A 22,906-nucleotide genomic window follows, 5' to 3' on the forward strand; every position below is an offset into this window, starting at 1 on the left:
GATGCCGCTCCCTGGCGTGTGGAAGGGGCGGTCGGGTGAGGAACGGATCTGGGCGAGCAATAGGGAGGCCTTTCAGGTCCGCCCTGCCCTGGGCGGTGGCCCTGACACATCCGGCCGCGGGTCAGGCCGCGGCCAGCGAGAGGCGTTCGCGCAGGAAGCTCAGGACCTCGCCGATGGGCACCAGGGTCATCTCCGCGTCCCGGCGACCCTTGTATTCCAGCAGACCCTGGTCCAGCCCCTTGTCGCCGACCACCAGGCGATGGGGGATGCCGATGAGTTCCATGTCCGCGAACATGAAGCCGGGGCGTTCGTCCCGGTCGTCAAGGAGGACCTCGATGCCGGCGGCGGTCAGTTCCTGGTAGAGGGCCTCGGTGGCCTCGCGCACCCGGTAGGATTTGACGAGCTTCATGGGCAGCAGGGCGACCTGGAAGGGGGCGATGGGCTCCGGCCAGATGATGCCGCGCTCGTCGTGGTGCTGCTCGATGGCGGCGGCCACCACCCGCGAGACGCCGATGCCGTAGCAGCCCATCTCCAGGGTCAGGGCCCGGCCGCCCTCGTCCAGGACGGCGGCCTTGAGGGCCGCGCTGTACTTTTGTCCCAGCTGGAAGATATGTCCGACCTCGATGCCGCGGGCGATGGTGATCTGGCCCTGGCCGTCGGGGCTGGGATCACCCTCGACGACACTGCGCAGGTCCGCCACCTCCGGCAGGGGCAGGTCGCGCCCCCAGTTGAGGCCAAACCAGTGATAGCCGTCCTGGTTGGCCCCGGCGCTGAAATCGGGGGTGACCGCCACGGTGCGATCGGCCACGCAGGGGATGGGCAGGCCCAGGGGCCCCAGGGAGCCGGGGCCAGCGCCCAGAGCGGCGCGGATCTCCTCCTCCGTCGCCATCCGCAGGGGCACGGCGACCTGGGGCAGCTTTTCGGCCTTGATGGGGTTGAGTTCGTGATCGCCGCGCACCAGCAGGGCCACCAGCCTGGCGCCACTGCCCTCCGCCGCGGCGACCACCAGGGTCTTGACCGTGTGGGCGATGGGCTGGTCGAACTGCTCCACCAGTTCCTGGATGGTCCTGGCCGCGGGGGTGGCGACCAGGCGCTTGTCCTGAGTGGGCGCCGGCAGGCTGGCCGCCAGGGGCAGAGCCTCCGCCAACTCGATGTTGGCGGCATAGTCGCTCACCGTGGAGAAGGCGATGGCGTCTTCGCCGGCGTCCGCCAGGACATGAAACTCATGGGAGGCCCGGCCGCCGATGGCGCCCGTATCCGCCTGCACGGAGCGAAAATCCAGGCCGCAGCGCTGGAAGATGCGGCTGTAGGTGGCGTGCATCACCTGATAGGTCTCGGCCAGGGAATCGTGGTCCAGGTGGAAGGAGTAGGCGTCCTTCATCAGAAATTCCCGCGCCCGCATGACCCCGAAGCGGGGCCGGATCTCGTCGCGGAACTTGGTCTGGATCTGGTAGTAATTGACCGGTAACTGCTTGTAGCTGCGTAGTTCCCGGCGCGCCAGGTCGGTGATGATCTCCTCGTGTGTGGGGCCGAAGCAAAATTCCCGCTGGTGACGGTCCTTGATGCGCAACAGCTCGGGCCCGTACTGCTCCCAGCGCCCTGACTCCTGCCACAGCTCGGCCGGCTGTACCGCCGGCATCAGGACCTCCAGGGCCCCGGCCCGGTCCATCTCCTCCCGGACGATCCGCTCCACCTTGCGCAGGACCCTCAGCCCCAGGGGCAGCCAGGTGTAGAGCCCCGCCGCCAGCTTGCGGATCATGCCCGCCCGCAGCATCAGGCGGTGACTGACCACCTCCGCGTCCGCGGGGGTCTCCTTGAGGGTCTGCAGGGGGAACCGAGATGTGCGCATGGAAGGGGACCGGCGAAAAAGAGCTTCATTGTAGGGAGCCGCCCCCAGCGGGACAAGTCCCGCCGGCCCGAACCGGGTTATTCCCGATTGCGAGGCCGCCAATCGACACGCCGTCCTTGACCAATCCGGGTCCTATCCTGTAGCTTTTCGACCCTTTATACATCTCCCACTTTTCTGTCTCGCCGCGTGTACCGGGGGCAGGCCGGCAAGGGCCTTCCCGGAGTGGTCTTAACAGATGGAGGTTAGCTGAATTGGAACTGAGTGGAGCCGAGATCATCGTTCAGGCGCTGATCGATGAGGGCGTGGAGTATGTCTTCGGGTATCCCGGGGGCGCGGTCCTTCATACCTACGATGCCTTGTTCAAGCAGGACAAGGTCAAGCACATCCTGGTCCGTCACGAGCAGGCCGCCACCCATGGCGCCGATGGCTATGCGCGGGCCACCGGTCGCTGTGGCGTCGCCCTGGTCACCTCGGGACCCGGGGCCACCAACGCCGTCACCGGTATCGCCACCGCCTACATGGACTCCATCCCCATGGTGATCCTGTCCGGGCAGGTGCCGACCCCCGTGATCGGCAGTGACGCCTTCCAGGAGGTGGACACGGTCGGCATCACCCGCCCCTGCGTCAAGCACAACTACCTGGTCAAGGATGTGCATGACCTGGCGCTGACCATCCGCAAGGCCTTCTACATCGCCACCTCCGGCCGGCCGGGTCCGGTGCTGGTGGACATCCCCAAGGATGTCACCGATCCCAACATCAAGATCCCCTACCACTACCCCAAGGACATCAAACTGCGCTCCTACAGCCCGGCGCTGAAGGGGCACCCGGGGCAGATCAAGAAGGCGGTGGATGTGCTACTCCAGGCCAAGCGGCCGGTGCTCTATACAGGCGGTGGCGTCATCCTGGGCGAGGCCTCCCAGGCCCTGCGCGACCTGGTCGAGAAGACGGGTTTCCCCATCACCAGCACCCTCATGGGGCTGGGGGCCTTCCCAATGACGGACCCGCGGTTCCTCGGCATGCTGGGCATGCATGGGACCTACGAGGCCAACATGGCGATGCACGAGACGGATGTCCTCTTCGCCATCGGTGCCCGCTTCGATGACCGGGTGACGGGCAAGATCGAGCAATTCTGTCCCCACGCCACCATCATTCACCTGGACGTGGACCCCTCGTCTATCTCCAAGAATGTGCGGGTGGATATCCCCATCGTCGGCCCGGTGGGCAGCGTCCTGGCGGACATGGCGCGTCTCCTCCGGGAGCATAAGCAGGGTCCGGACCCGGTGGCCCTGGCGGAATGGTGGCGGCAGATCGAGGAGTGGCGAGGGGTCAATTGCCTGGCCTACGATCGCCACAGCCCCCTCATCAAGCCCCAGTTCGCCGTCGAGACCCTCTACAAGGTCACCGAGGGCGGTCTCTACCTGACCTCCGACGTGGGCCAGCACCAGATGTTCGCCGCCCAGTTCTACCCCTTCGACGAGCCCCGGCGCTGGATCAACTCCGGCGGTCTGGGCACCATGGGCTTCGGCCTGCCGGCGGCCATGGGCGTCCAGCTTGCCTACCCCGACGCCACCGTGGCCTGCGTCTCCGGCGAGGCCAGCATCCTCATGTGCATCCAGGAGATGGCGACCTGCAAGCAGTATGACCTCCCCATCAAGGTCATCCTGCTCAACAACGGTTACATGGGCATGGTGCGTCAGTGGCAGGAGTTCTTCTACGAGAGCCGCTACTCCCACTCCTACGTCGATGCCCTGCCGGACTTCGTCAAGCTCAGCGAGAGCTTTGGCCACGTCGGGATGCGGGTGGAACAGCCGGGGGACCTGGAGGGCGCCATGCGCGAGGCCTTCGCCATGAAGGATCGCTTTGTCTTCATGGATATCGTGGTCGATCCCGCCGAGAACGTTTACCCCATGATCGAGGCGGGCAAGGGCCATCACGAGATGCACCTCTCGCCGGAAAGGGAGCTCGCCTGACATGAGACACATCATTTCCGTCCTGCTGGAAAACGAGGCCGGCGCCCTGTCCCGGGTGTCCGGGCTCTTCTCCGCCCGCGGCTACAACATTGAGTCCCTGACCGTGGCCCCCACGGATGACCCCACCCTGTCGCGCATGACCCTGGTCACCACCGGCAGCGAGGAAATCATCGAGCAGATCAAAAAGCAGCTCAACAAGCTGGTCGATACCGTCAAGCTCCTCGACCTTACCGAGGGCCGCCATATCGAGCGCGAGATGATGCTCATCAAGGTCCGGGCGGTGAAGGAGGGGCGCGAGGAACTCAAGCGTCTGACCGACATCTTCCGCGCCAAGATCATCGACGTCACCGAGACCAGCTATGTGGTGGAGTTGACCGGCACCTCCCAGAAGCTCGATGCCTTCATCCAGGCCGTCCCCGAGGGCCTGGTGGTGGAGGTGGTGCGCTCCGGGCCCACCGGCATCGCCCGCGGCGAAAAGGGTCTCACGCTTTAATACGCATTACATCGCCCGGCCGCGCGCCGGCGCCCACTTCAAGGTTACGACTATGGCCATCAACGTTTACTACGACAAAGACGCCGACCTCTCCCTCATCCAGTCCCGCCAGGTCGCTATCATTGGCTACGGCTCTCAGGGCCACGCCCACGCCAACAACCTCAAGGACTCCGGCGTCAAGGTCACCGTCGGCCTGCGCCCCGGCTCCGCCTCGGCGGTCAAGGCCGCCCACGCCGGCCTGGACGTCAAGCCCATCGCCGAGGCCGTCGCCGCCGCCGATGTGGTCATGGTCCTGGCCCCGGACGAGCACCAGGCCTGCCTCTACCGCGAAGACATCGCCCCCCACATCAAGCCCGGCGCGGCCCTGGCCTTCGCCCACGGCTTCAACATCCACTTCGGCGCCATCGAGCCCCGCGAGGACCTGGATGTCATCATGATCGCCCCCAAGGGCCCGGGCCACCTGGTGCGCTCCACCTACACCCAGGGCGGCGGCGTCCCCAGCCTCATCGCCGTCCATCAGGACGCTAGCGGCCAGGCCCGCGACATCGCCCTGGCCTATGCCTCCGCCAACGGCGGCGGCCGTGCCGGTGTCATCGAGACCAGCTTCCGCGAGGAGTGCGAGACCGACCTCTTCGGCGAGCAGGTGGTCCTCTGTGGCGGCCTCACCTCCCTGATTCAGAACGGCTTCGAGACACTGGTCGAGGCCGGCTATGCCCCCGAGATGGCCTACTTCGAGTGCCTGCACGAGGTCAAGCTCATCGTCGACCTCATCTACGAGGGCGGCATCGCCAACATGCGCTACTCCATTTCCAACACCGCCGAGTATGGCGACCTGACTCGCGGCCCGCGCATCGTCACCGACCAGACCAAGGCGGAGATGAAGCGCATCCTGACCGAGATCCAGTCCGGCGACTTCGCCAAGGAATTCATCCTCGAAAACCAGGCCGGCGCCCCCAAGCTAAAGGCCCTGCGCCGCCTGGGCCAGGAGCACCCCATCGAGGAAGTCGGCGAGCGCCTGCGCGAGATGATGCCCTGGATCAAGGCCGGCAAGCTGGTGGACAAGAGCCGCAACTAATCCCCGGGAGTCCGGCTTGATAGCGGCGTTAGGGCTCGGGTTGGCCGGGGCTAAGGATGGCGCCCCGTGATCCTCATCCCCGCCCGTGATGAGGCCCATTCCATCGCCCAGGTCATCGTCGAGGCCCGCCGCCTCTACCAGGCGCCCATTGTCGTCATCGACGATGGCAGCCAGGACGACACGGCGGTGATCGCGGCGACGGCGGGGGCCCTGGTGTTGCGCTTGCCCTTGCATCTCGGGGCCTGGGGGGCCATGCAGACGGGACTCCGTTATGCCCATCGCCAGGGCTGGGATCTGGCCGTCACCCTGGATGCCGACGGCCAGCACCATCCCGCCGATATCCAGGCCTTGATCGCGCCCCTGCTGGCTGGCGAGGCGGACGTAGTGATCGGCGCCTGTCCCCTGAGGGTCAGTCGCGCCCGGCGGCTGGCCTGGCACTATTTCCGCGGACTCACCGGTATTGCCCTGGAAGACTTGACCTCGGGTTTCCGGGCCTACAACCGGGCCGCCATGGAGCGCCTCATCCGGCCGGATGCCACCCTGCTCGACTACCAGGATGTGGGGGTCCTCTTGATCCTGCGCCGCCAGGGTCTGCGCATGCGGGAGGTGCCGGTGACCATGCGGGATCGTTACGACGGTAAATCCCGCATCTTTAACTCTTGGTGGACTGTCGCTGGTTATATGCTCCGCACCACCGTCCTTTGTCTGGCGGGCATCGGCGGCAACCGGCAGCACCTCGCCCCCGACCGGGATTGATCTCAACGCGTATGACCTACCAACTGACATCCCTGTTCATCGGCTTGGCCATTGCCGGCAGCATCCTCTGGCTGGTTCGTCAGGCTCATTTGCATGGGACCCAAGCCCTCTGGTGGATTGCCTTCGCCTCGGCTGTCGTCATCCTTGGTATCTGGCCGCGGCTATCGGACTGGGCCGCGGGCTATCTGGGCATAGGTTACCCACCGATCATCGCCATCGTTCTGGGTTTTGGCCTAGTGCTCATCAAGATGCTGACCATGGACCTCGAGCGCTCCCGGCAGGGGCGGCGCATTCGTCGGCTGGCACAACGCATGGCCCTGCTTGAAGCCAAGCTCGAGGAGGCCGTCCGTCCACCAGTGGCCGCAGCGAAATGGCAAACCCCAGAATCCCAAAAATCCCCAACAGCTCCAGATGACCAGGTGTTTCCGGCGCCCCTAGAAGCCCCGGTACCCTCGGTAACCATCGCAACCTCGCCAGGTTCGCACCACCCGCAAGCCGAGGTTTGATGGGCTCTTCCAGACCACCTGCAGTCAATAGCCATGCGCGTCCTCCATGTCGGCAAATTCTTTCCTCCCTTTGCGGGCGGTATCGAGCACTTCCTCGCCGACTTACTGCCAGCCCAACAGGCGCTCGGCATCCGAGTAGCCGCGCTGGTGCACCACGAAGGCCCTGGATGGCGCGGCGTCGTACCTCCTCCGGACACTACCAGTAACTCGGAAATCGACAAGGGTGCTGGCATGGGTCGGGGCGTAGGCCCGGACACGGCCCAGGACCAACTTCCTCCTCTGATCTACCGGGCCCCCTGTCTGGGCCGGATACTTTATGTTCCCCTGAGTCCAACCTTCATCCTCTGGTTGGATCGCGTCATCCGCGAATTCAGCCCGGACCTGCTGCACCTACACCTGCCCAACACCTCAGCCTTTTCTGCCCTGATGTTGCCGCGGGCGCGCCGGCTGCCCTGGGTAGTCCACTGGCATGCGGATGTTGTGGCATCCGCCATCGATCGCCGCCTCGCCCTGGCCTACCAGCTCTATCGCCCCTTCGAGCAGCGGCTGCTGGCCCATAGCCAGGCTGTTATCGCTACCTCGCCGCCCTACCTTTCCGCTAGCCTCGCCTTGAGGCCTTGGCGTACCCGTTGCCATGTTATTCCCCTGGGGTTGAACCCTGCCCGCCTTCCCGAGCCCGATCGTGCCAGCCTGGACCTGGCCGCGCAGGATTGGGGCCATGCAGGCTTGCGTATCCTGGTCATCGGCCGGCTCACCTATTACAAGGGCCATGAAATTCTCATCCGAGCCGCTGCCCGGCTAACCGATATTCGGGTGCTGATCGTCGGCGGGGGAGAACACCAGGACCGCTTGATACGGTTGGTGCATGAGCTAGGGCTTGGTGATCGCGTTAGCTTGCTGGGCCACCAGACCGCGGCACAAGTCACTGCCCTTCTAGCCAGTTGCGATATCTATTGCCTGCCCTCCCTGGAGCGCACTGAGGCCTTCGGCCTGGTGTTGCTCGAGGCCATGCGTTTTGCCAGGCCGGTCGTTGTCAGCGACATACCGGGTTCCGGGGCGCCCTGGTTGGTGCGGCAGGCGGGTAATGGCTGTCTGGTTTCGCCGGGTGATGCGGTGGCTCTAGCCGAAGCTCTCGCGGCCTTGCAAGCCGATGCGCTGAAGCGCCAGGACTTGGGTGAGGCGGGTGCCCGAGTCTTTGAGCGGGAATTTGGCATCGGTCCCGTTGCAACCGCTATACATGGCCTCTATCAGCGCGTGCTTGCCGAATATGGTGGACCATCCCAGCTTTGACCCTCCCGCGGCCTTGTTCATCATCCCGGCCACCGTTGTCAGGCCGCGACCGGCATCAGATAGGCAGGTTTTGGCGGGGGCGGTCGTCGGCCTCGCGGGGCCGCGGCGGCAAGGGCAGGCGCAGGAGGGCTTGCTCGAAACAGGGCTTCGGGTGCACACCCAAAGCTGCGCTCGGCGGCGGTCGTCCCGGCGGCGTGGCGGTGCGCTCGAGGTGCAGCGCGGGGATGATCTGCTTGAGCACGGCCGCGTCAGGTCGGGAGGCAGCTTGAGGGCCTCGACCCTGGCGGTCACGGTGGCGAAGAAGCAGGCGATGTCCGCAGTGAGTTTGCCCTTCCAAGGATAGGAAATTTCGAGGGTCCTGCCTAATCCCTGCACACCGTTCACCACGCCCTGGACTCGGGCTTGACCGGGCTTATGAACAACGCCCCCTTAAAACCTACTGCCTGCTTACAGCTTTCAGGATTTCCAGTAACTGGGGCGCAAGTCGCGCACTCTGATCATTAGTGATATGCTTTCCATCCCGATAATTAAATTTTCCCCCGTCCGCGCTGCGACACATACCTCCCGGGCAGACTGAATCAGCCAGATCAACAACCATGGCTCCGGTCTTTTTGCCAACCTCCTCGATGACATTGTAAACCGCAGCCTGTCGGTTTCGTGCGTAGGATAAAGGCATTTCAACCCTGCAGGATTGATTTAGGATGTTAAATAGTAAGCAACTATCTGGAGACCATTTATAATTTTCCAGAAAATGTGGCAAGGTGTGAAATACAGAAACCTTGTGACCAAAACCCTCCAGTAATCGAACCGTTTCGATCAGCTCGTTCTCAAGCGTATTCAGACGTCCTTGTTCTCTCGGCGTTACCACTTCATTATCAGTAGGTAGCCAGGCTGCGTCTGACATCGCCAATATTACGTGACCGTCGGTGGATTGAGACAGCCATTCCGTAAAATGCGCGTAAAATTTCCGACAGCGTTCAATGCCATGTGAACGAATTGGTTGACAGCCCCTTGCGGTAGCTAAAGCCAGGGGTTGATTTGATTGTTTAGCGGCAAGAATCATTCCGCTCTCAAAATGTGCCGCATTGGAATCACCAATAAGATAGACGGGCTCGCCAGGGGCCCCCTGATGCCATTTACAGACCCGGAATTCGTCATCTTCCTTAGCCATATCGCATCCCCGGTTGCCGTATGCGGAGGGACCTCTTAATTCATGTTTCAACTGCTGCATCATCGGAAGCCAGTAATTATCGGCGATTTGGCGCAAGATGATAGATGATGCGGTGGTAATCGCCATAAAACCAAGCGCTGGCCATAGCGCGCGCCAAAACGGAAGATGATATCGCCTACGCAGAGGATTCTCGACAAAAGTATAAGAAAGCAGGGCTGGAATAAGGGAAGTTACCGCGGCTAGTGGTGCTGACCAGGGTGAATTCGGCCATATCATTGAAGCAAATACGATCAACGGCCAGTGCCATAAATAGATGGAATAGGATCGATCACCAACCCATTCCAGTCCCCGACTACCCAATAGGGCCGAGACAGGATTGGTGGGTTGCTCTCCTGCTATGATCAACAGTGACGTGCCAATTACGGTTGGCATAACCACCCAGCTGGAGAAGGTGGTCTGATCTGAGATCAGCCAGAGTCCGATAAGTAAAATAGCAGAACCCAAGATGGCCAGGATGGTCGCGATCACAAACGGGATGCGGCGCCACCAGGGACTGCAAAGAACCAGAAGAGAACCTACGCCGAATTCCCAGGCTCGGGTTAGTGGACTATAAAAGCCGCTGAGCCATTGTGCCTTTTCTGGAAAGTTAACGGATCCCCCCGCAATTGCCAACCAGAGTGAGCCTTGAATAACCAATATGATTAAAATAAACGGAAGCATTCGCCATGCACTACCACGCCGAGCAAGAAGCCAGCTAATAACGAGCATCAGAGGAAAAAAGAAATAGAACTGCTCCTCGACTGATAACGACCAAATATTCAAAAAAGGTTCAGTCTCGGCCGGTGCTGCGAAATAATCTCCTGTAACCTGTGCTATTCGGTAGTTTGCGGCGAATAGCAGGGCGAAGATGGCGGTTTCAGATGCTGCCTGTTGCTGCCCAAGCGGCGGTAGGATTAGGCCTGACATCGCCAGTGTAACCAGAATTACTAAAGCCAAGGCTGGTATCAAACGCAGCGACCGCCGTAAATAGAACCTGCCGAGAGAAATACGCCCGGATACTTCCCATTCGCGATTAAGCATTCCCGTAATTACATAACCGGATATCACGAAAAATGCATCAACACCCGTAAAACCACCCGGAATCGGCAACCCTGAATGGAATGCGACCACCATCAGCACCGCAACGGCTCGTAAGCCTTGGATATCAGGGCGGTGCCAACTATTTAGCGAACTTATATCCGTTTTTTGTGACAATGGGTGAATACCGTAAAAGTCCCTTACCAGATCGGCGCGATATCCGAGTTCAGCCAAGGTCGGTCGTTACTATGCTGTCGTCTGGCCTCGCGTAGTCCAGCCACACGGTCATGATCCAGAACAACCAGGCAGGTACGAAGTGCAGCGCTACGCGGTTGATACTAGTCGCCTTGATAGCCCAGAGCGAAGCCTCGGTCCAAAAGAAGAGGAAATATAAGGCGGTCAGGCTACCCAAGCACCAGGTCAGACCGGCAACCCGCCAGGCAGCCTGCCGGGTCCCCCGAACCCTCCAGACGGCAAATCCGGCTGCAACCAAGGCACTCATAAGTAGATATGGCAGAAGATGCCATTGGCTATAGAGTAAGGTATGCCGTAGTACAGGTTCCCAGGGCGATTCCTTGCCTAATTCCATAGTCCCAACGTAAGGCAGTTGAACAAAACCCGGGCCCAACTGTATGTGACCCAGGACAGGCAAATCCAGGCCAAGGCCACCGATGGCCCACAGTGCGCCCAGCAGAATTGCTGCTAGCAGGCTGATCCCGGCCAGCCAGCATCTTCCCAGTTTCGCGACTAGCAGGGCAGGGAGGAACAAGAGGCCCCATATCATTCCCTCCCGCTTGATCGCCCCGCAGGCCAGGATGAGCACGAGGGCCATCAGCCCCTGGCGCCGGTCGCCGCTCCTCAGCCACTGCAAGAAGGCTATGAAGGCCAGACCCAAGGTGGTGGCTAACCAAAGGTCCGCATAACCCGCCAGGGCAATCTGAGTGTTCAGGATGGGTAGCGACAACAGCAGCCAACAAAAAATGATGGCCGTTAGGGGCGAGGTCCCCCAAAGGCGTGCCTGCCCATAAAAGCCAAGCCCCAGGGCTAGACCGATTCCTAGCCAGGGAAGGTTGGCCAGCGTCTCATTCCAGCCACCAAATGCCAGGGGTAGCCAGGCGGCAATCAAGGAAACGGTTTTGGGATAGGCCCACGCATCAATGGTGTATAATGCTCCGGTGGTATCAGCCAGCCAATCCTTGGCAGATACGAAAGGTGCCATGAATTCGAGTTCCGACCAAACCCGGGCCCGGGCTGCCCAGGTCGTCCAGGCGTCCCAAGGGAACAGGGGTTGCCACCAAACCTCCAGGGCCAGGTTAACGAATCGGATCAGAAGCCAGGCTAGGACCAGGCCGAAGGCCACCCAGCGCCAGAAAGTCATGGACCAGGTTGCCTCGGAATGCGCCACTGTGCTGGGCGGGGCGCCTGGTTCGGCGCCAGACCTAGTCCGTGCTGGTCGCCAAAGGAAGGCTGCCAGTAACAATGTGGTAAAAACCGACAGGGTAATATAAGGAGTCAGGGTCCAATCAGCCGCTCCTTGCAGGCGCAGTATCAAGGCAACGCCCATGAACCCGAGGATATAGCCATAACCCCAGGCCAGTGGCCAACGCCCCGGGCAGGGGTCCAGCCACCACCGGTACAACCAATAAGCCATGGCTAGCCAAGGCAGGATGAGGGCGGAACTAGCCATCAACACATTCATTCTCGCCCGATTTCCTTGACGCGAAACAGAGCGCCAAATCCTCGTATGCTGGCCACGGGCTCCACGCTCAGTTCACTCCTGGGTGTCTTGAGTAATTGCCGCTCGGCATCAAATTGAACATTTGATATACCGTCCAGCACCAGGACGTAGTTACCAACGCGGATCTGATTCCTGCCTGGCAGGCGCGCGAGCCCGTATACTTGGTGTGGGAGCAAATGGTAACGGATGCGACCATTGAGATAGTCGTTGCTCTCTTTGCCTAGAATGAAAATCCGACTGGGGGTATCTGGGAGCTTCTGGCGAAGTCCAGTCATGGCGGCGATGAGTGGACCATCGTTACTGGCCCGTGTCCGTTCAGATGAGGCAGGGGACCCGAATCGGTGGTAAGTGTCCACTAGCCGTGACGCTAGTTGTAGTTGCCAGCGCAGGTCGAGCACCAGCCAGCCGGCTAGCAACAACAGGGCTAATCCGCCTGCCCGGTGTTGAGCAGGCAAGGAACGGCTGAGTAGGATGAACACGGCAGCACTGACTAACAACCACAAAGCAACCGTAGCGACGGGGGTCAGTAGCCGACCACGCGTAGCTCCTGCATGGAAATTGATAGAACGTCCGGACCAGGGTTCCAGCGCCGACCAGTCCATCGCCAGTGTCGAGATGATAGGTAAGGGGTCTGAAAGGCCGCTTGCGCGCCTATCCGCTGCTCCGTGGATGAAACTGGATACTAACCAGAGCCCCAGCCAGATTAAAAGTAATCCGGACGAACCGGCAACGACCAGTCTAAGAAAAAGTGATTTCAGAACAAAATGCCCTCGGCGGGAAGGTCGGGGAAGGCCCAGCATGGGCGCGCGTTCAGGGGTCAATACCTCAAGCTCGTCCGTGGAAATGCTAACCATTTATAACATGATACCCCACATGGCCCTCCCTAACCAGGGCAGACAACCCACGATCATGGCTGCCCTTTGGGTACAATCGATAAAGTTGACGCTTGCTGGCCTAGTCATTTGGAAAAAAATGCGGAAGGTAAAGGCGCCCAGTCCTTGTCCCTTGTCTGTGCCTCCCGACTTGCCTAAGCTATATGCCAGCAAGGATACCTAACTGAGCTATGCCTTGTCCTTATCACTTCTGCTATCTAACTGAGGAATGAAACTGATGTCTGCAACCCTTGTTCGCCTGGCCCTTTTCGCCGCCCTGGTGATTTCCGCCTCTTCTGCCTTGTCGGTGACCCCAGCCGCTCCGGCTCCTGCCGCTCCAGTGGCCGCTCCTTCCCAACCGGTTAGCCCCCCTGCCCAGGCCGCTAAGTCAACCGCCGCCCAAGGATGCAAGGGCTTAACTCAAAATGACTGTGCCTCCAACCAGAGTTGTACCTGGGCGCCCGCTAGTACCAACAAGGCCGGCAAGCAAGTACCGGCCCGCTGCAAGAATATGGGGTGCAATGGCCTGGATCAGTCTGCCTGCACTGCCAAAGCCGCCTGCTCTTGGACAGAGGCCAGGACTCGCAGGGATGGCAAAGAAATTGCCGCCGCTTGCCGTACTAAGAAGTCCAAGGAGCAGCCCGCCGAGGACAAGGCTGCTAAAGTCCCTGCGCCTGCCTCTGCCATGGCTCCAACTCCGTCTCAAACCCCGATCCCGGGGGCTCAACAATCCCAATCTCAAGGTGTCGTCAAGCCATAACCCGCACTTGATGGTGGCAGCCCTCGGGCTGTCAGCATCATTTCTAACTCTGCAAAGCCGTAACCAAATATGCTTTGATCACCCGTGGACATCCTAGGGCCTGAGAACGCGTGATCCAGCGAAGAACGCCTCCAAATCACCACAGCAATCAGAGATCAGCGGCAATTTGTGGTGCTGCGACTAGGTCGTGATCACCGGGCCGACACCCGGAGTTTTGCCATGTCATGCCTGTAGCGAAGACGGATTTTATAAACGACCACCTGCTCCTGCTCCTGCTCCTGCTCCTGCTCCTGCTCCTGCTCCTGCTCCAACACTATCCTCGCTGGGCAGGAACGCTTGGCAAGGGGATCGGCCTGTAACCAGAGCGACAGGCGGTCGGGTCCAGGATAGGGCTTGAGTGTGTTCACTGCGGTTAGGCCATGCTATGGGGCTGAATTATGTCCAAGGCTAGATTGTCGTTATACTACCTTGGTCAACGAAGCTTGTTGGGCCTTGGCCTGGAAAATTGTCCGGTTAATGCCTACGCCGGGCATTGTATCTCTCCCCTCCTTGGCAACGCGTTGGTAAATGGGCATTCTACTCATGTTCCTTGGCGTATCGAGGCGTCAGGGCCGGATATCAGGGGGCTCCTGTTGGATATTAAAATTTTAATCCACCGATGGGCAACGTAGAAATGGCTATGCATTTCGAATCGGTTTACCATATCACGACCCATAAATGTGGCAGTCAATGGGTCCGTGATATCCTGACTTCACCTGAAATACATTCTGTGACGGGTTTGATCCATGCCTCGACGACACCGCGCCTTGATCAAGGATTGATGCCTGACCAGGAGAATGGATACCTCTACTCTCCCGTTTATGATCTAAATGCACTAGAGTGGCGTGGCATAGGAAAAAACGTGGGTAAGGGAATCGTTGTTCTTCGTGATCCGCGAGACGTTATTGTTTCCTTACTCTACTCCCATCTTTATAGCCATGCCTCTAGTCCGCGTGTTGATTTTAACAGAAGGCAACTCTTTGATCTGCCTAATCTGGCGTCCAGACTAAAGCTGCTTTTCCGGGATAATTTTTATAAAATACGCTTTTTTTTATCTTGGTCTAATTATGCGTCAAATGATGTATATGTCGTGCGCTACGAGGACCTCATTCAAAACCAACAGGAAGTATTTAGCAATATTTTTGAATGGCTAGGTTGGGGTCTACCTCTGGAGACGGTAGTAGCGGTTGTTGAGCGACATAGTTTTAAGCGTAGAAGTGGTCGCTCTCCGGGCGAGACGGACCTTGTTAGCCATTTTCGGCGGGGGCTTGCTGGGGATTGGAAAAATCATTTCACTCGGGATTTGGGGGAATTATGGGAAGGGCTGTACCCAGGCTTTTTGGTAAAGGTGGGCTACGAAACACGAAGTGATTGGTGGTGTCATTTACCCGAGGAGATTGGCTCTACCCCCGAAAATTGTCCTAGCCGCGAACAGGAGGAACTCGAGGCACAACGACGCCGAATCCACATTCTTGAGGCACAGACTAATGAAAAAGAGGCAGTCATTCAAGAATTAGCCCATATCTGCGCGGAACGTCTTGCCTTGATCGAGCAACTGGATATTGCCCTGAAGGAACGTAAGGATGTTCAATAAGAGATTAGATACGAATCACAATACTTCCATACCTTGGGGAAGTGAAACAATATGGGTGCTGTAAGTTTTTCAATTGATGTTAATTTGGTTAAGGCATTGGCATCTGTCCTACCTCTTGATATTTTCGTTGAAACAGGTACCTACGAGGGTGATACGGTAGATTTGGTTCGGGGTCTATTTCGAGAAGTATTTTCAGTTGAACTCTCGGAAAAATATGTCGAAAGTGCGCGTCACAGATTCAAGATTTTTCCCAATATTAATATCTTACAAGGCAATTCGCCATCCGTGCTGCACGAGCTGATTCCTAAGCTAAGGCAGCAGTCAGTACTCTTTTTCTTGGATGCGCATTGGTGCGTGGCCGAACATACGGCAGGCCAGACATCCCAATGCCCTCTGATAGAGGAGCTTAACGAAATTGGGTATCTTAATCAGGATAGTGTGATTATCATCGATGACGCGCGATTATTTCAATGTACCCCGCCTTTCCCACATGATGTAACACAATGGCCAGTATTTGCGGATGTATTGGGTGCGTTAAGGTCATTGTCCCAAACTCACACGCTGACCATAGTTAATGATTACTTCGTATATTTCCCAGTTGCCATCAGCCCGGTTGTTGAGGGATACGCAAGGGAATTTGGTATTGATTGGCTGCATGTCATCCAAGAAAGAGAACGACTGGCTAGTGAACGTGAAGAAGTGAGCCAGATTCGGCAGGACTTCGGCAGAGTATATAAGTTGATTGTTGGACCGGTTGAATATGCGAAGGGATATGATGATCGTTCTTGGACAGCCATTATCCAAGAAATTGAAAAAGCTTTATTGGTTAAAGAGCAAGAATTGATACAAAATCGCTTTCGGGCGGCTCATATCCAAGAAATTGAAAAAACTGTATTGGCTAAAGAGCAGGAATTGATACAAAAGGATAAAGTAATTCAAGAGTTGAGTTTCGCGGTGAGTGCTTATCGGATATGCCATCCATATTTAAAGCCTTTTTCATACACCTTCAGGTTTGCTCACGGTCTGACACAGTTATTCATCCCGCGGATCGGCAGGCTCGCCCACCACCCCCCCATTCCGCTTTGCCCGCCTGCCCCGTATGTCAGTAAGTATCCCCTTGAGACTTTACCGCGCATCTCGTTGGTAACACCATCATTTATGCAGGGGCAATTTATCGAGAGGACTATTAAGAGCGTATTGAGTCAAGACTATCCCAACCTCGAATATTTCGTGGAGGATGGAGGCTCTGATGATGGGTCAAGTGAAATTATTATCCGCTATGCTGATCGATTGGCAGGATATAGGTGTGGCGCCGATAAAGGACAAGCGAATGCCATTAATATGGGCTTCGCGAAATCGAAAGGCGAGATCATGTGCTGGTTGAATTCTGATGATATGCTTCTACCTGGTGCACTGGCATATGTGGGGGAATATTTTGTCCAACACCCTGAAGTGGACGTTGTCTATGGTAATCGGATTTTGATTGATGTGGATGATCGTGAGATTGGCCGTTGGGTGTTACCACCCCATAATAATCAAGTCCTGAGCTATGCCGATTTCGTTCCTCAGGAGACGCTTTTTTGGCGTCGCTCGGTATGGAATAAAGTAGGGGCATGCCTCGATGAATCTTTCCGATTCGCGCTGGATTGGGATCTTTTGCTGCGCTTCAGGGAATCGGGATCTCGCATGGTACGTCTCAGGCGATTTTTAGGTGCTTTTAGAATCCATGACTCCCAAAAAACATCTGCAGAGATAGAAGAAACCGGCTTTCAGGAAATGCAAATCTTGCGATGTCGTGCGCTTGGGATTGATGAGATTGGCCAAGGGGTAGTACATCGAGCAGTAGCCCCTTATCTACTAAGACATGTATTTCATGACCTCGCGTTTCGTGTCGAGCACCGGCTTGGATTGCTACGGACTAATGGATTACGTTAAAATAGACAGGAGGAATTGTGCAAACCTGTGGTTATGCAACTGTCCTAACCAACGCGGACATATACTTCCGCTGAGATTCCATCAGGGCGGTTGTTTCTCAATCGTTGTTCAATTTGTGGTATTCCGCGAGAGAATTCATGATTATTCATTCGTTAATTTTGATTGGTGATTTTTAAATGGCTAATTTGCTTATTCATATCGGTTACCCTAAAACTGGCACCTCTTGGTTGCAACATTTTCTCACGCAAAATGAAGATGAACTGCGTCCTGTAGGGATTGATTACCTGAAAACCGGCCGAGCAAGTGGTATCATAAATCATGTGCGTCTTGTCCGAGCGCTACAGGATGAATCAAAGGATATTGCCATCAAGACCTGGCATGCTGTTGCGGCAGAGGTGGCATTAAGTTCCGCTCCTTACTGCGTCATATCCGCTGAAGCCTTCGCAGAAGGCCTTAGTGAAGAGCATATAGGAATTATGTATGATTTAATTAAGGATATCGATGTCAAAATATTGGTTTATGTGCGGCCCCAGGCGCAAGCCATACAGTCCCGTTACCTACAGGCCATAAAAACAGGCTTTCGGCTTCCAGATTTCCCGACCTATGTGAACAGGCAAATTAGAAAAGGAATTTGGAACTATCAGGAGCGACTTGGGTTGTGGAGCAGTTTTGGAAAGGATAATTTGATCGTTCGTCCCTATATCCGTTCACTGTTACCGAAAGCAGATATTCTCGAGGATTTCAGAATCACGCTTGGTATACCAGATTACATATGGTCCACCATGTCCCTTCCTGAGGGCGCAAGTCAAAATCTTAGTATAGGACCGCGCAGTTTTGCGGCCCTTAAAAGGATTGTTTACGCATCGGACGGGATCTATCGTCCTTCGAAAATGGAAGTGGAAAAAGGGGATGAGAAAAATATTACTGAATTATTGGAGGATAGCAGGGTATTAAATAGAGATTTAGGAGGGGTTTTCCATGACCTGGGCTGGTATGACGAAAAATTGAGCCTATTGACTCCTGAAATTGAAAAGCATTGCATCGATGCGTTCGCCGATAGTAACGCTTTCGTGGCTCGAAACTATCTTGGATTAGATAATGGTGTTCTTTTTCCTATAAATAGTAAATTATCTTCGCCGACATTGATACCCGATTTGACTACCGATGATTGGGCGCAGGTAGCTATTGGTTTATTGCGCAGAATTAAATTGCATCATGAAAGACACAAGACCTACAAAATATCCAGGAGACGGGCCGAAGGAGAAAGCGATCCACAGGCCACCTGTATCACCGATCAAATCCAGCTAGCATCAATTGAAAATGAACCCTTAGCTTCGAAAAATGACTTACCGGGTAGTGAGGGAAGCAAAAAAATTAAAGTAAGGATTGGCGAACCCACACAGGGGAATCACGTTATGGGCGTCTCTTCACGGCCAAGCGTACAGCCGAACCCCACTATATTCCATATTACCCATTATAAGGCAGGTAGCCAATGGGTATATGCTGTCATGGCAGCGGTGGCGCCTAAGCGTATCGTTCAGCCTCTGCCGGGCGTTAAGCACATTTTTGCCCAGCCCATTGAGCAGGGTAGAATTTATCCTACCGTATATCTTAAGCGGGACGTTTTTGATACCTTACAAATTCCTGGTACTTGTCGGCGTTTTATCATCATTCGTGACCTCCGAGATACCTTGATTTCACTTTACTTTAGTCACCGTTATAGTCATGGTAAAACGTCCGACGCCATTACCTCCAGCCGCGAAATGTTGAATGCCTTGACTGTGCGGGATGGTCTTATGTGGCTTATGGACAATCGGCTCAAGGTCTCGGCTGATATTTTAGAATCCTGGCTCGGAACGAATGACCTGCTTATTAAGTACGAGCAGTTATTGGAGGATGAGTATGGTATGTTTGAACGGATTATTAATTATTGCGGCATAGACATATCAAAAGACAGACTGGTTCAGGCGGTAAAATCGGCGTCATTTGAAAATATTACCCATCGTGACAAGGGCGAGGAAAATATTCATGCCCATCAAAGAAAAGCCATAGCCGGGGACTGGCGAAATCACTTTGATAAGGAGCTGAAGATTAAATTTAAGCAAAGTTATGGCGATCTTTTAATCGCGGCTGAATATGAGAAGGATTATAACTGGTAAGGCAATAAATTATTTACATCTGGTAAATAGGTAGCAGCAGTGGCCGGTCCCTTAGTCACTATTGCTGTACCTTCGCTAAATCATGCTCCTTACCTTAAGGAAGCCCTTGAGTCGATTTTTTCGCAAAACATACCAATCGAGGTTTTTGTTGCCGATGGGGGCTCGTCAGACGGCAGCCTTAAAATTATTGCCGATTGGGAAAATAAATTAGCGGGATGGCGAAGTTATCCAGACCAAGGGCAATCCGCAGCGATCAATGAATGTATTTCGAAGGGAACTGCCCCATATGTATGCTGGTTAAATAGTGATGATCGGTTGATCCCAGGGGGATTGACACATTTACTACGGACGCTGATCAATCATCCCGAGGCATCAGCCGCATATGGACGCGTGTGGAACGAGCGTGCCGGAAGGCGGCTTCGTCCGATTTTAACGGCACCATTTAGCCCCGTCTTGTTGGCCCAATTCTGTATCATTTCTCAGCCTGGGTCATTGATTAGAAGAGCCGCATGGGAAACAGTTGGGGGTCTAGACGCAAATTTGCACATGGCGATGGATTATGATTTATGGTGGAGGCTTTATAAAATTGCGGGGCCATTAATTTATTATAAAGGATTTGTTGCTATAAACCGTGATCATTCCATTACAAAAACAAATCTTCATAGGCGGTTGCATTATCAGGAGGCCATGCAAGTGGTACATAAATACTATGGCCGGGTTCCTATTAAGTGGTGGTTAGCTCAACCTTACGCTATTTGGTGGAGAAGTGTAATAAATTCCCTTACAAGAAACGCGCGCTAGATAAATGCTAAATGTAAAACTATTTTATCGTTTGCTATATATTTTATGTCCTCCTTAAAAATATATGCTTCTGGTTAAAATCCTTCTTCTAGATCCATGCCAATGTTATTAAATCGACAATTTTGTGGATCTCTGTTTCTCATAATCTCATCATAGCAGCATATGTCTGGATGAAAGTGTCCTGTACTAATGATGAGCCCTGATAACTTTTGCGATAAACCAATAACTACGCGTAGTATAAGTATATAGACAACTACGTATCCTGAATGCTGACGCCAATTTTCTGTTGCTAATGTCATTAGCATGAGCATGATAAGGGCCATTGGAAATAGCGCCTCGACAATCATGGGTCCCTTTTGTATTTCGAGACGTATACCTATTCGGCTGCCGAGCGTTGACCCATGAGCACCGTTACGGTAGATGTGATCCACCTGTTCTCTTAGCATTTCATTATCCGCCTTGTCTGAATTAAGGATACTTGCGATCGCTTCAGTTTCTTGGCGTAGATGATTATTATTGTCCCGGTGAATTGCGGCCGCGTTAGTGATATTGACAATTGAACGAGTATAAATAACCAATATGATTATTGCTGGGGTAATAAGGCTTAGCGTCAACACGGGACTTATCCATATCAATACAACGGTGAATATCAACAATTGTAGTAAGTCGGCCAGCCCAATAGAGAATTGGCGCATTACAAAACCACAGGAAAACGCTACCCTTCCGCTAATCGTGGCAACAACGCGACGAGTAATTCTGCCCATGCTGAGTGATGAAATTTTAATTAGGGCGCGAATCGTCGCTTCTTCAGCGGTTTTTTTCATTACACTTAGTGATGAGCTTTGTATTAAATAGCGTAGATATAAGCCCATCGCGACAAAAAATAGGGCAAAAATCATAAGAGTAGTAAGGACCTCCGGACTAGTCGATATCTTTATGCCAAAAATATCAAGGCTCCAGATTTCAGTTGCTATCCCCCTAAGTACCGGTATCAAGATAAGAAATCCCGCTGTATTAAACAAAGCGGCCGCTATGCCAAGTACCCCAACACGGATAACAGCATTTTTTGAAAATGGCAGGAATGAACCCACCACAAATTTTAGAGGCTTTGCGAATTGAATAAGTTGCTTTGTCGTTTCAATCATTAGTTAATTCTTGTCTTGGTTGTCATGAATGGTTTTCGCTCACCCTTTCATATGGTTCAAGTCGGCTTGGGCTTGCGTGGGCATTTAGCATATCGGTTTGATGGATGCTCTGTTCAGAACAAGCGTGAACGGAACCCATGATATCATTTTTAAACTTAGTCTGGTAATTCAGCGAGTCAGAGCGTGAGCCTTATCAAGGTGGTTGATTATGTATACCAAGATTGCCATGCCGGTCATTCTTCACCATGGGGCTCTGGATGGCGTGACGGGCTCCTGTCATGAGGTGCGGCTGGCCGATGGACGCGCGGTGCTGATCGACTGTGGTCTGTTTCAGGGTGCCGAGGCGGGGGCCGATGGGGCGGGCGCGACGCGGCTCAAGATCGGCTTCCCGGTGGCGCCCATTCAGGCGCTCATCCTGACCCATGTCCACATCGATCATGTTGGGCGTCTGCCCTACCTGATCGCGGCCGGTTATCGCGGTCCTATCATCTGCAGCGAGGCCTCGGCGGCCTTGCTGCCCCTGGTGCTGGAGGATGCTCTCAAGGTCGGCGTGACCCGGGATGCCAAGTTGATCGATAGCGTCCTGAGCCTGGTGCGTAAGCGCCTGGTGGCCCTGCCTTATGGCCAGTGGCATCCGGTGGTGGGTGATGATCCCGGCCTGCGCATCCGTCTCCAGCAGGCGGGTCATATCCTGGGCTCCGCCTATGTGGAGTGCGAACTGCTTCAGGGCGGGGGTCGGACCCGCGTGCTCTTCTCCGGAGACCTGGGGCCGCCCCATACTCCCTTGTTGCCGGATCCTACCCCGCCAGAGTCCGCACATATCCTGGTGTTGGAAAGCACCTATGGCGATCGGCTCCACGAAGACCGCCGCTCGCGCCATGAGCGTCTGGGCGCCCTGATTGAGCATGCCTTCGCCGATGGCGGCACCCTCCTCATCCCCGCCTTCAGTATCGGCCGCACTCAAGAACTTCTCTATGAACTGGAGACTCTGGTCCATGACCAGGGCGATGGGGTTGCGGGATCCGGGCGGCGGTGGGACTGGGATGATTTGGCGGTGGTGCTCGACTCGCCCTTGGCGGCGAATTTCACCAAGGGGTACAGCCGCCTGCGTGCTCATTGGGATCGCGAGGCCAAGGCCAGGCTCGCCGCTGGCCGTCATCCCCTGGATTTCGAACAGGTGCTCACCGTCGACGACCAGGATGCACACCGGCGCATGGTGGACTATCTGAGTAAGAACCACCGCCCGGCTATCGTCATCGCCGCCGGCGGCATGTGTTCCGGGGGGCACATCATCGATTACCTCAAGGCCATGCTGGGCGATCCACGCCATGATGTGCTGTTTGTCGGCCACCAGGCCGCGGGCACCCCGGGCCGTGCTATCCAGCAATACGGGCCGCGCGGTGGGTATGTGGAACTGGATGGGGATCGCTACGACATCCGCGCCCGGATCCACACCCTGGGCGGCTATTCCGCCCATGCCGACCAGCAAAATCTGCTCGACTTTATTGGCGCCATGAGCCCGTTACCCCAGGAGGTGATCCTGGTCCATGGCGAGGCCGGCGCCAAGCGGGCCCTGCAAGCCGCGATTGCGGCGCGCTTTGCCGGAGTGGAGGTCAGGATTCCCTAATCACCGATACGATCGAAGCCGGAGTCAACAGGGTAGGTCAACTCATCTC

General features: G+C 55.9%; 17 protein-coding genes. 11 read left to right on the forward strand and 6 right to left on the reverse strand.

Annotation, left to right across the window (positions count from 1 at the left end; genetic code table 11):
* Nucleotides 1-121: 121 nt before the first annotated feature.
* Nucleotides 122-1,849, reverse strand: a complete 1,728-nt coding sequence (locus IPN92_09265; GenBank protein ID MBK8638453.1) for a proline--tRNA ligase — start codon at nucleotides 1,847-1,849, stop codon at nucleotides 122-124.
* 251 nt (nucleotides 1,850-2,100) lie between these two features.
* On the opposite strand from IPN92_09265, the gene IPN92_09270 reads away from it, so the two are divergent.
* The 6 genes from IPN92_09270 to IPN92_09295 all read left to right on the forward strand — a co-directional run bounded on the left by IPN92_09270 (nucleotide 2,101) and on the right by IPN92_09295 (nucleotide 7,939).
* Nucleotides 2,101-3,819, forward strand: a complete 1,719-nt coding sequence (locus tag IPN92_09270; protein MBK8638454.1) for an acetolactate synthase 3 large subunit — start codon at nucleotides 2,101-2,103, stop codon at nucleotides 3,817-3,819.
* Nucleotide 3,820: 1 nt separating this feature from the next.
* Entirely contained in the window at nucleotides 3,821-4,312 is a 492-nt protein-coding gene (gene ilvN / locus IPN92_09275; GenBank protein MBK8638455.1) for an acetolactate synthase small subunit, read from the forward strand.
* Nucleotides 4,313-4,370: 58 nt separating this feature from the next.
* On the forward strand, nucleotides 4,371-5,387 hold the full coding sequence (gene ilvC / locus IPN92_09280; protein ID MBK8638456.1) for a ketol-acid reductoisomerase: 1,017 nt from the start codon (nucleotides 4,371-4,373) through the stop codon (nucleotides 5,385-5,387).
* A 66-nt stretch (nucleotides 5,388-5,453) separates the two neighbouring features.
* On the forward strand, nucleotides 5,454-6,143 hold the full coding sequence (locus tag IPN92_09285) for a glycosyltransferase family 2 protein (GenBank protein ID MBK8638457.1): 690 nt from the start codon (nucleotides 5,454-5,456) through the stop codon (nucleotides 6,141-6,143).
* Nucleotides 6,144-6,154: 11 nt separating this feature from the next.
* Nucleotides 6,155-6,649 (forward strand): DUF2304 domain-containing protein, encoded by a 495-nt coding sequence (locus IPN92_09290; GenBank protein MBK8638458.1) that lies wholly within the window; start codon nucleotides 6,155-6,157, stop codon nucleotides 6,647-6,649.
* A 33-nt stretch (nucleotides 6,650-6,682) separates the two neighbouring features.
* Complete coding sequence (locus tag IPN92_09295; GenBank protein MBK8638459.1) at nucleotides 6,683-7,939, forward strand: glycosyltransferase; 1,257 nt, start codon at nucleotides 6,683-6,685, stop codon at nucleotides 7,937-7,939.
* A gap of 55 nt (nucleotides 7,940-7,994) precedes the next feature.
* Here IPN92_09295 and IPN92_09300 read toward each other — a convergent pair whose 3' ends face one another.
* From IPN92_09300 to IPN92_09315, 4 genes are all read right to left on the reverse strand, one after another.
* Complete coding sequence (locus IPN92_09300) at nucleotides 7,995-8,180, reverse strand: hypothetical protein (GenBank protein MBK8638460.1); 186 nt, start codon at nucleotides 8,178-8,180, stop codon at nucleotides 7,995-7,997.
* Nucleotides 8,181-8,375: 195 nt separating this feature from the next.
* A complete protein-coding gene (locus IPN92_09305) occupies nucleotides 8,376-10,421 on the reverse strand; it encodes an acyltransferase (GenBank protein MBK8638461.1) in 2,046 nt (681 codons plus the stop codon).
* A complete protein-coding gene (locus IPN92_09310; GenBank protein MBK8638462.1) occupies nucleotides 10,414-11,886 on the reverse strand; it encodes a hypothetical protein in 1,473 nt (490 codons plus the stop codon). The genes IPN92_09305 and IPN92_09310 overlap by 8 nt, the downstream gene beginning before the upstream one ends.
* Entirely contained in the window at nucleotides 11,883-12,725 is an 843-nt protein-coding gene (locus IPN92_09315) for a hypothetical protein (GenBank protein MBK8638463.1), read from the reverse strand. The genes IPN92_09310 and IPN92_09315 overlap by 4 nt, the downstream gene beginning before the upstream one ends.
* Nucleotides 12,726-14,236: 1,511 nt before the next feature.
* On the opposite strand from IPN92_09315, the gene IPN92_09320 reads away from it, so the two are divergent.
* The 4 genes from IPN92_09320 (at nucleotide 14,237) to IPN92_09335 (ending at nucleotide 20,085) form a co-directional block, all read left to right on the forward strand.
* Nucleotides 14,237-15,190 (forward strand): sulfotransferase domain-containing protein, encoded by a 954-nt coding sequence (locus IPN92_09320; protein MBK8638464.1) that lies wholly within the window; start codon nucleotides 14,237-14,239, stop codon nucleotides 15,188-15,190.
* Nucleotides 15,191-15,241: 51 nt separating this feature from the next.
* A complete protein-coding gene (locus IPN92_09325) occupies nucleotides 15,242-17,125 on the forward strand; it encodes a glycosyltransferase (protein ID MBK8638465.1) in 1,884 nt (627 codons plus the stop codon).
* Nucleotides 17,126-17,301: 176 nt separating this feature from the next.
* Nucleotides 17,302-19,284, forward strand: a complete 1,983-nt coding sequence (locus IPN92_09330; protein MBK8638466.1) for a sulfotransferase domain-containing protein — start codon at nucleotides 17,302-17,304, stop codon at nucleotides 19,282-19,284.
* A gap of 39 nt (nucleotides 19,285-19,323) precedes the next feature.
* Complete coding sequence (locus IPN92_09335) at nucleotides 19,324-20,085, forward strand: glycosyltransferase (GenBank protein ID MBK8638467.1); 762 nt, start codon at nucleotides 19,324-19,326, stop codon at nucleotides 20,083-20,085.
* A gap of 74 nt (nucleotides 20,086-20,159) precedes the next feature.
* Here IPN92_09335 and IPN92_09340 read toward each other — a convergent pair whose 3' ends face one another.
* The gene (locus tag IPN92_09340; GenBank protein MBK8638468.1) at nucleotides 20,160-21,230 is read right to left on the reverse strand and encodes a hypothetical protein; all 1,071 of its coding nucleotides are present in this window, start codon (nucleotides 21,228-21,230) and stop codon (nucleotides 20,160-20,162) included.
* Nucleotides 21,231-21,456: 226 nt separating this feature from the next.
* Here IPN92_09340 and IPN92_09345 point away from each other — a divergent pair, with 226 nt between their 5' ends.
* Nucleotides 21,457-22,857: an MBL fold metallo-hydrolase gene (locus IPN92_09345; protein ID MBK8638469.1), complete on the forward strand. Its 1,401-nt coding sequence runs from the start codon at nucleotides 21,457-21,459 to the stop codon at nucleotides 22,855-22,857.
* The last annotated feature ends 49 nt before the right edge of the window (nucleotides 22,858-22,906 follow it).

Source organism: Chromatiaceae bacterium, from assembly GCA_016714645.1.
In the GTDB taxonomy this organism is placed as follows: Bacteria; Pseudomonadota; Gammaproteobacteria; order Chromatiales; family Chromatiaceae; genus M0108.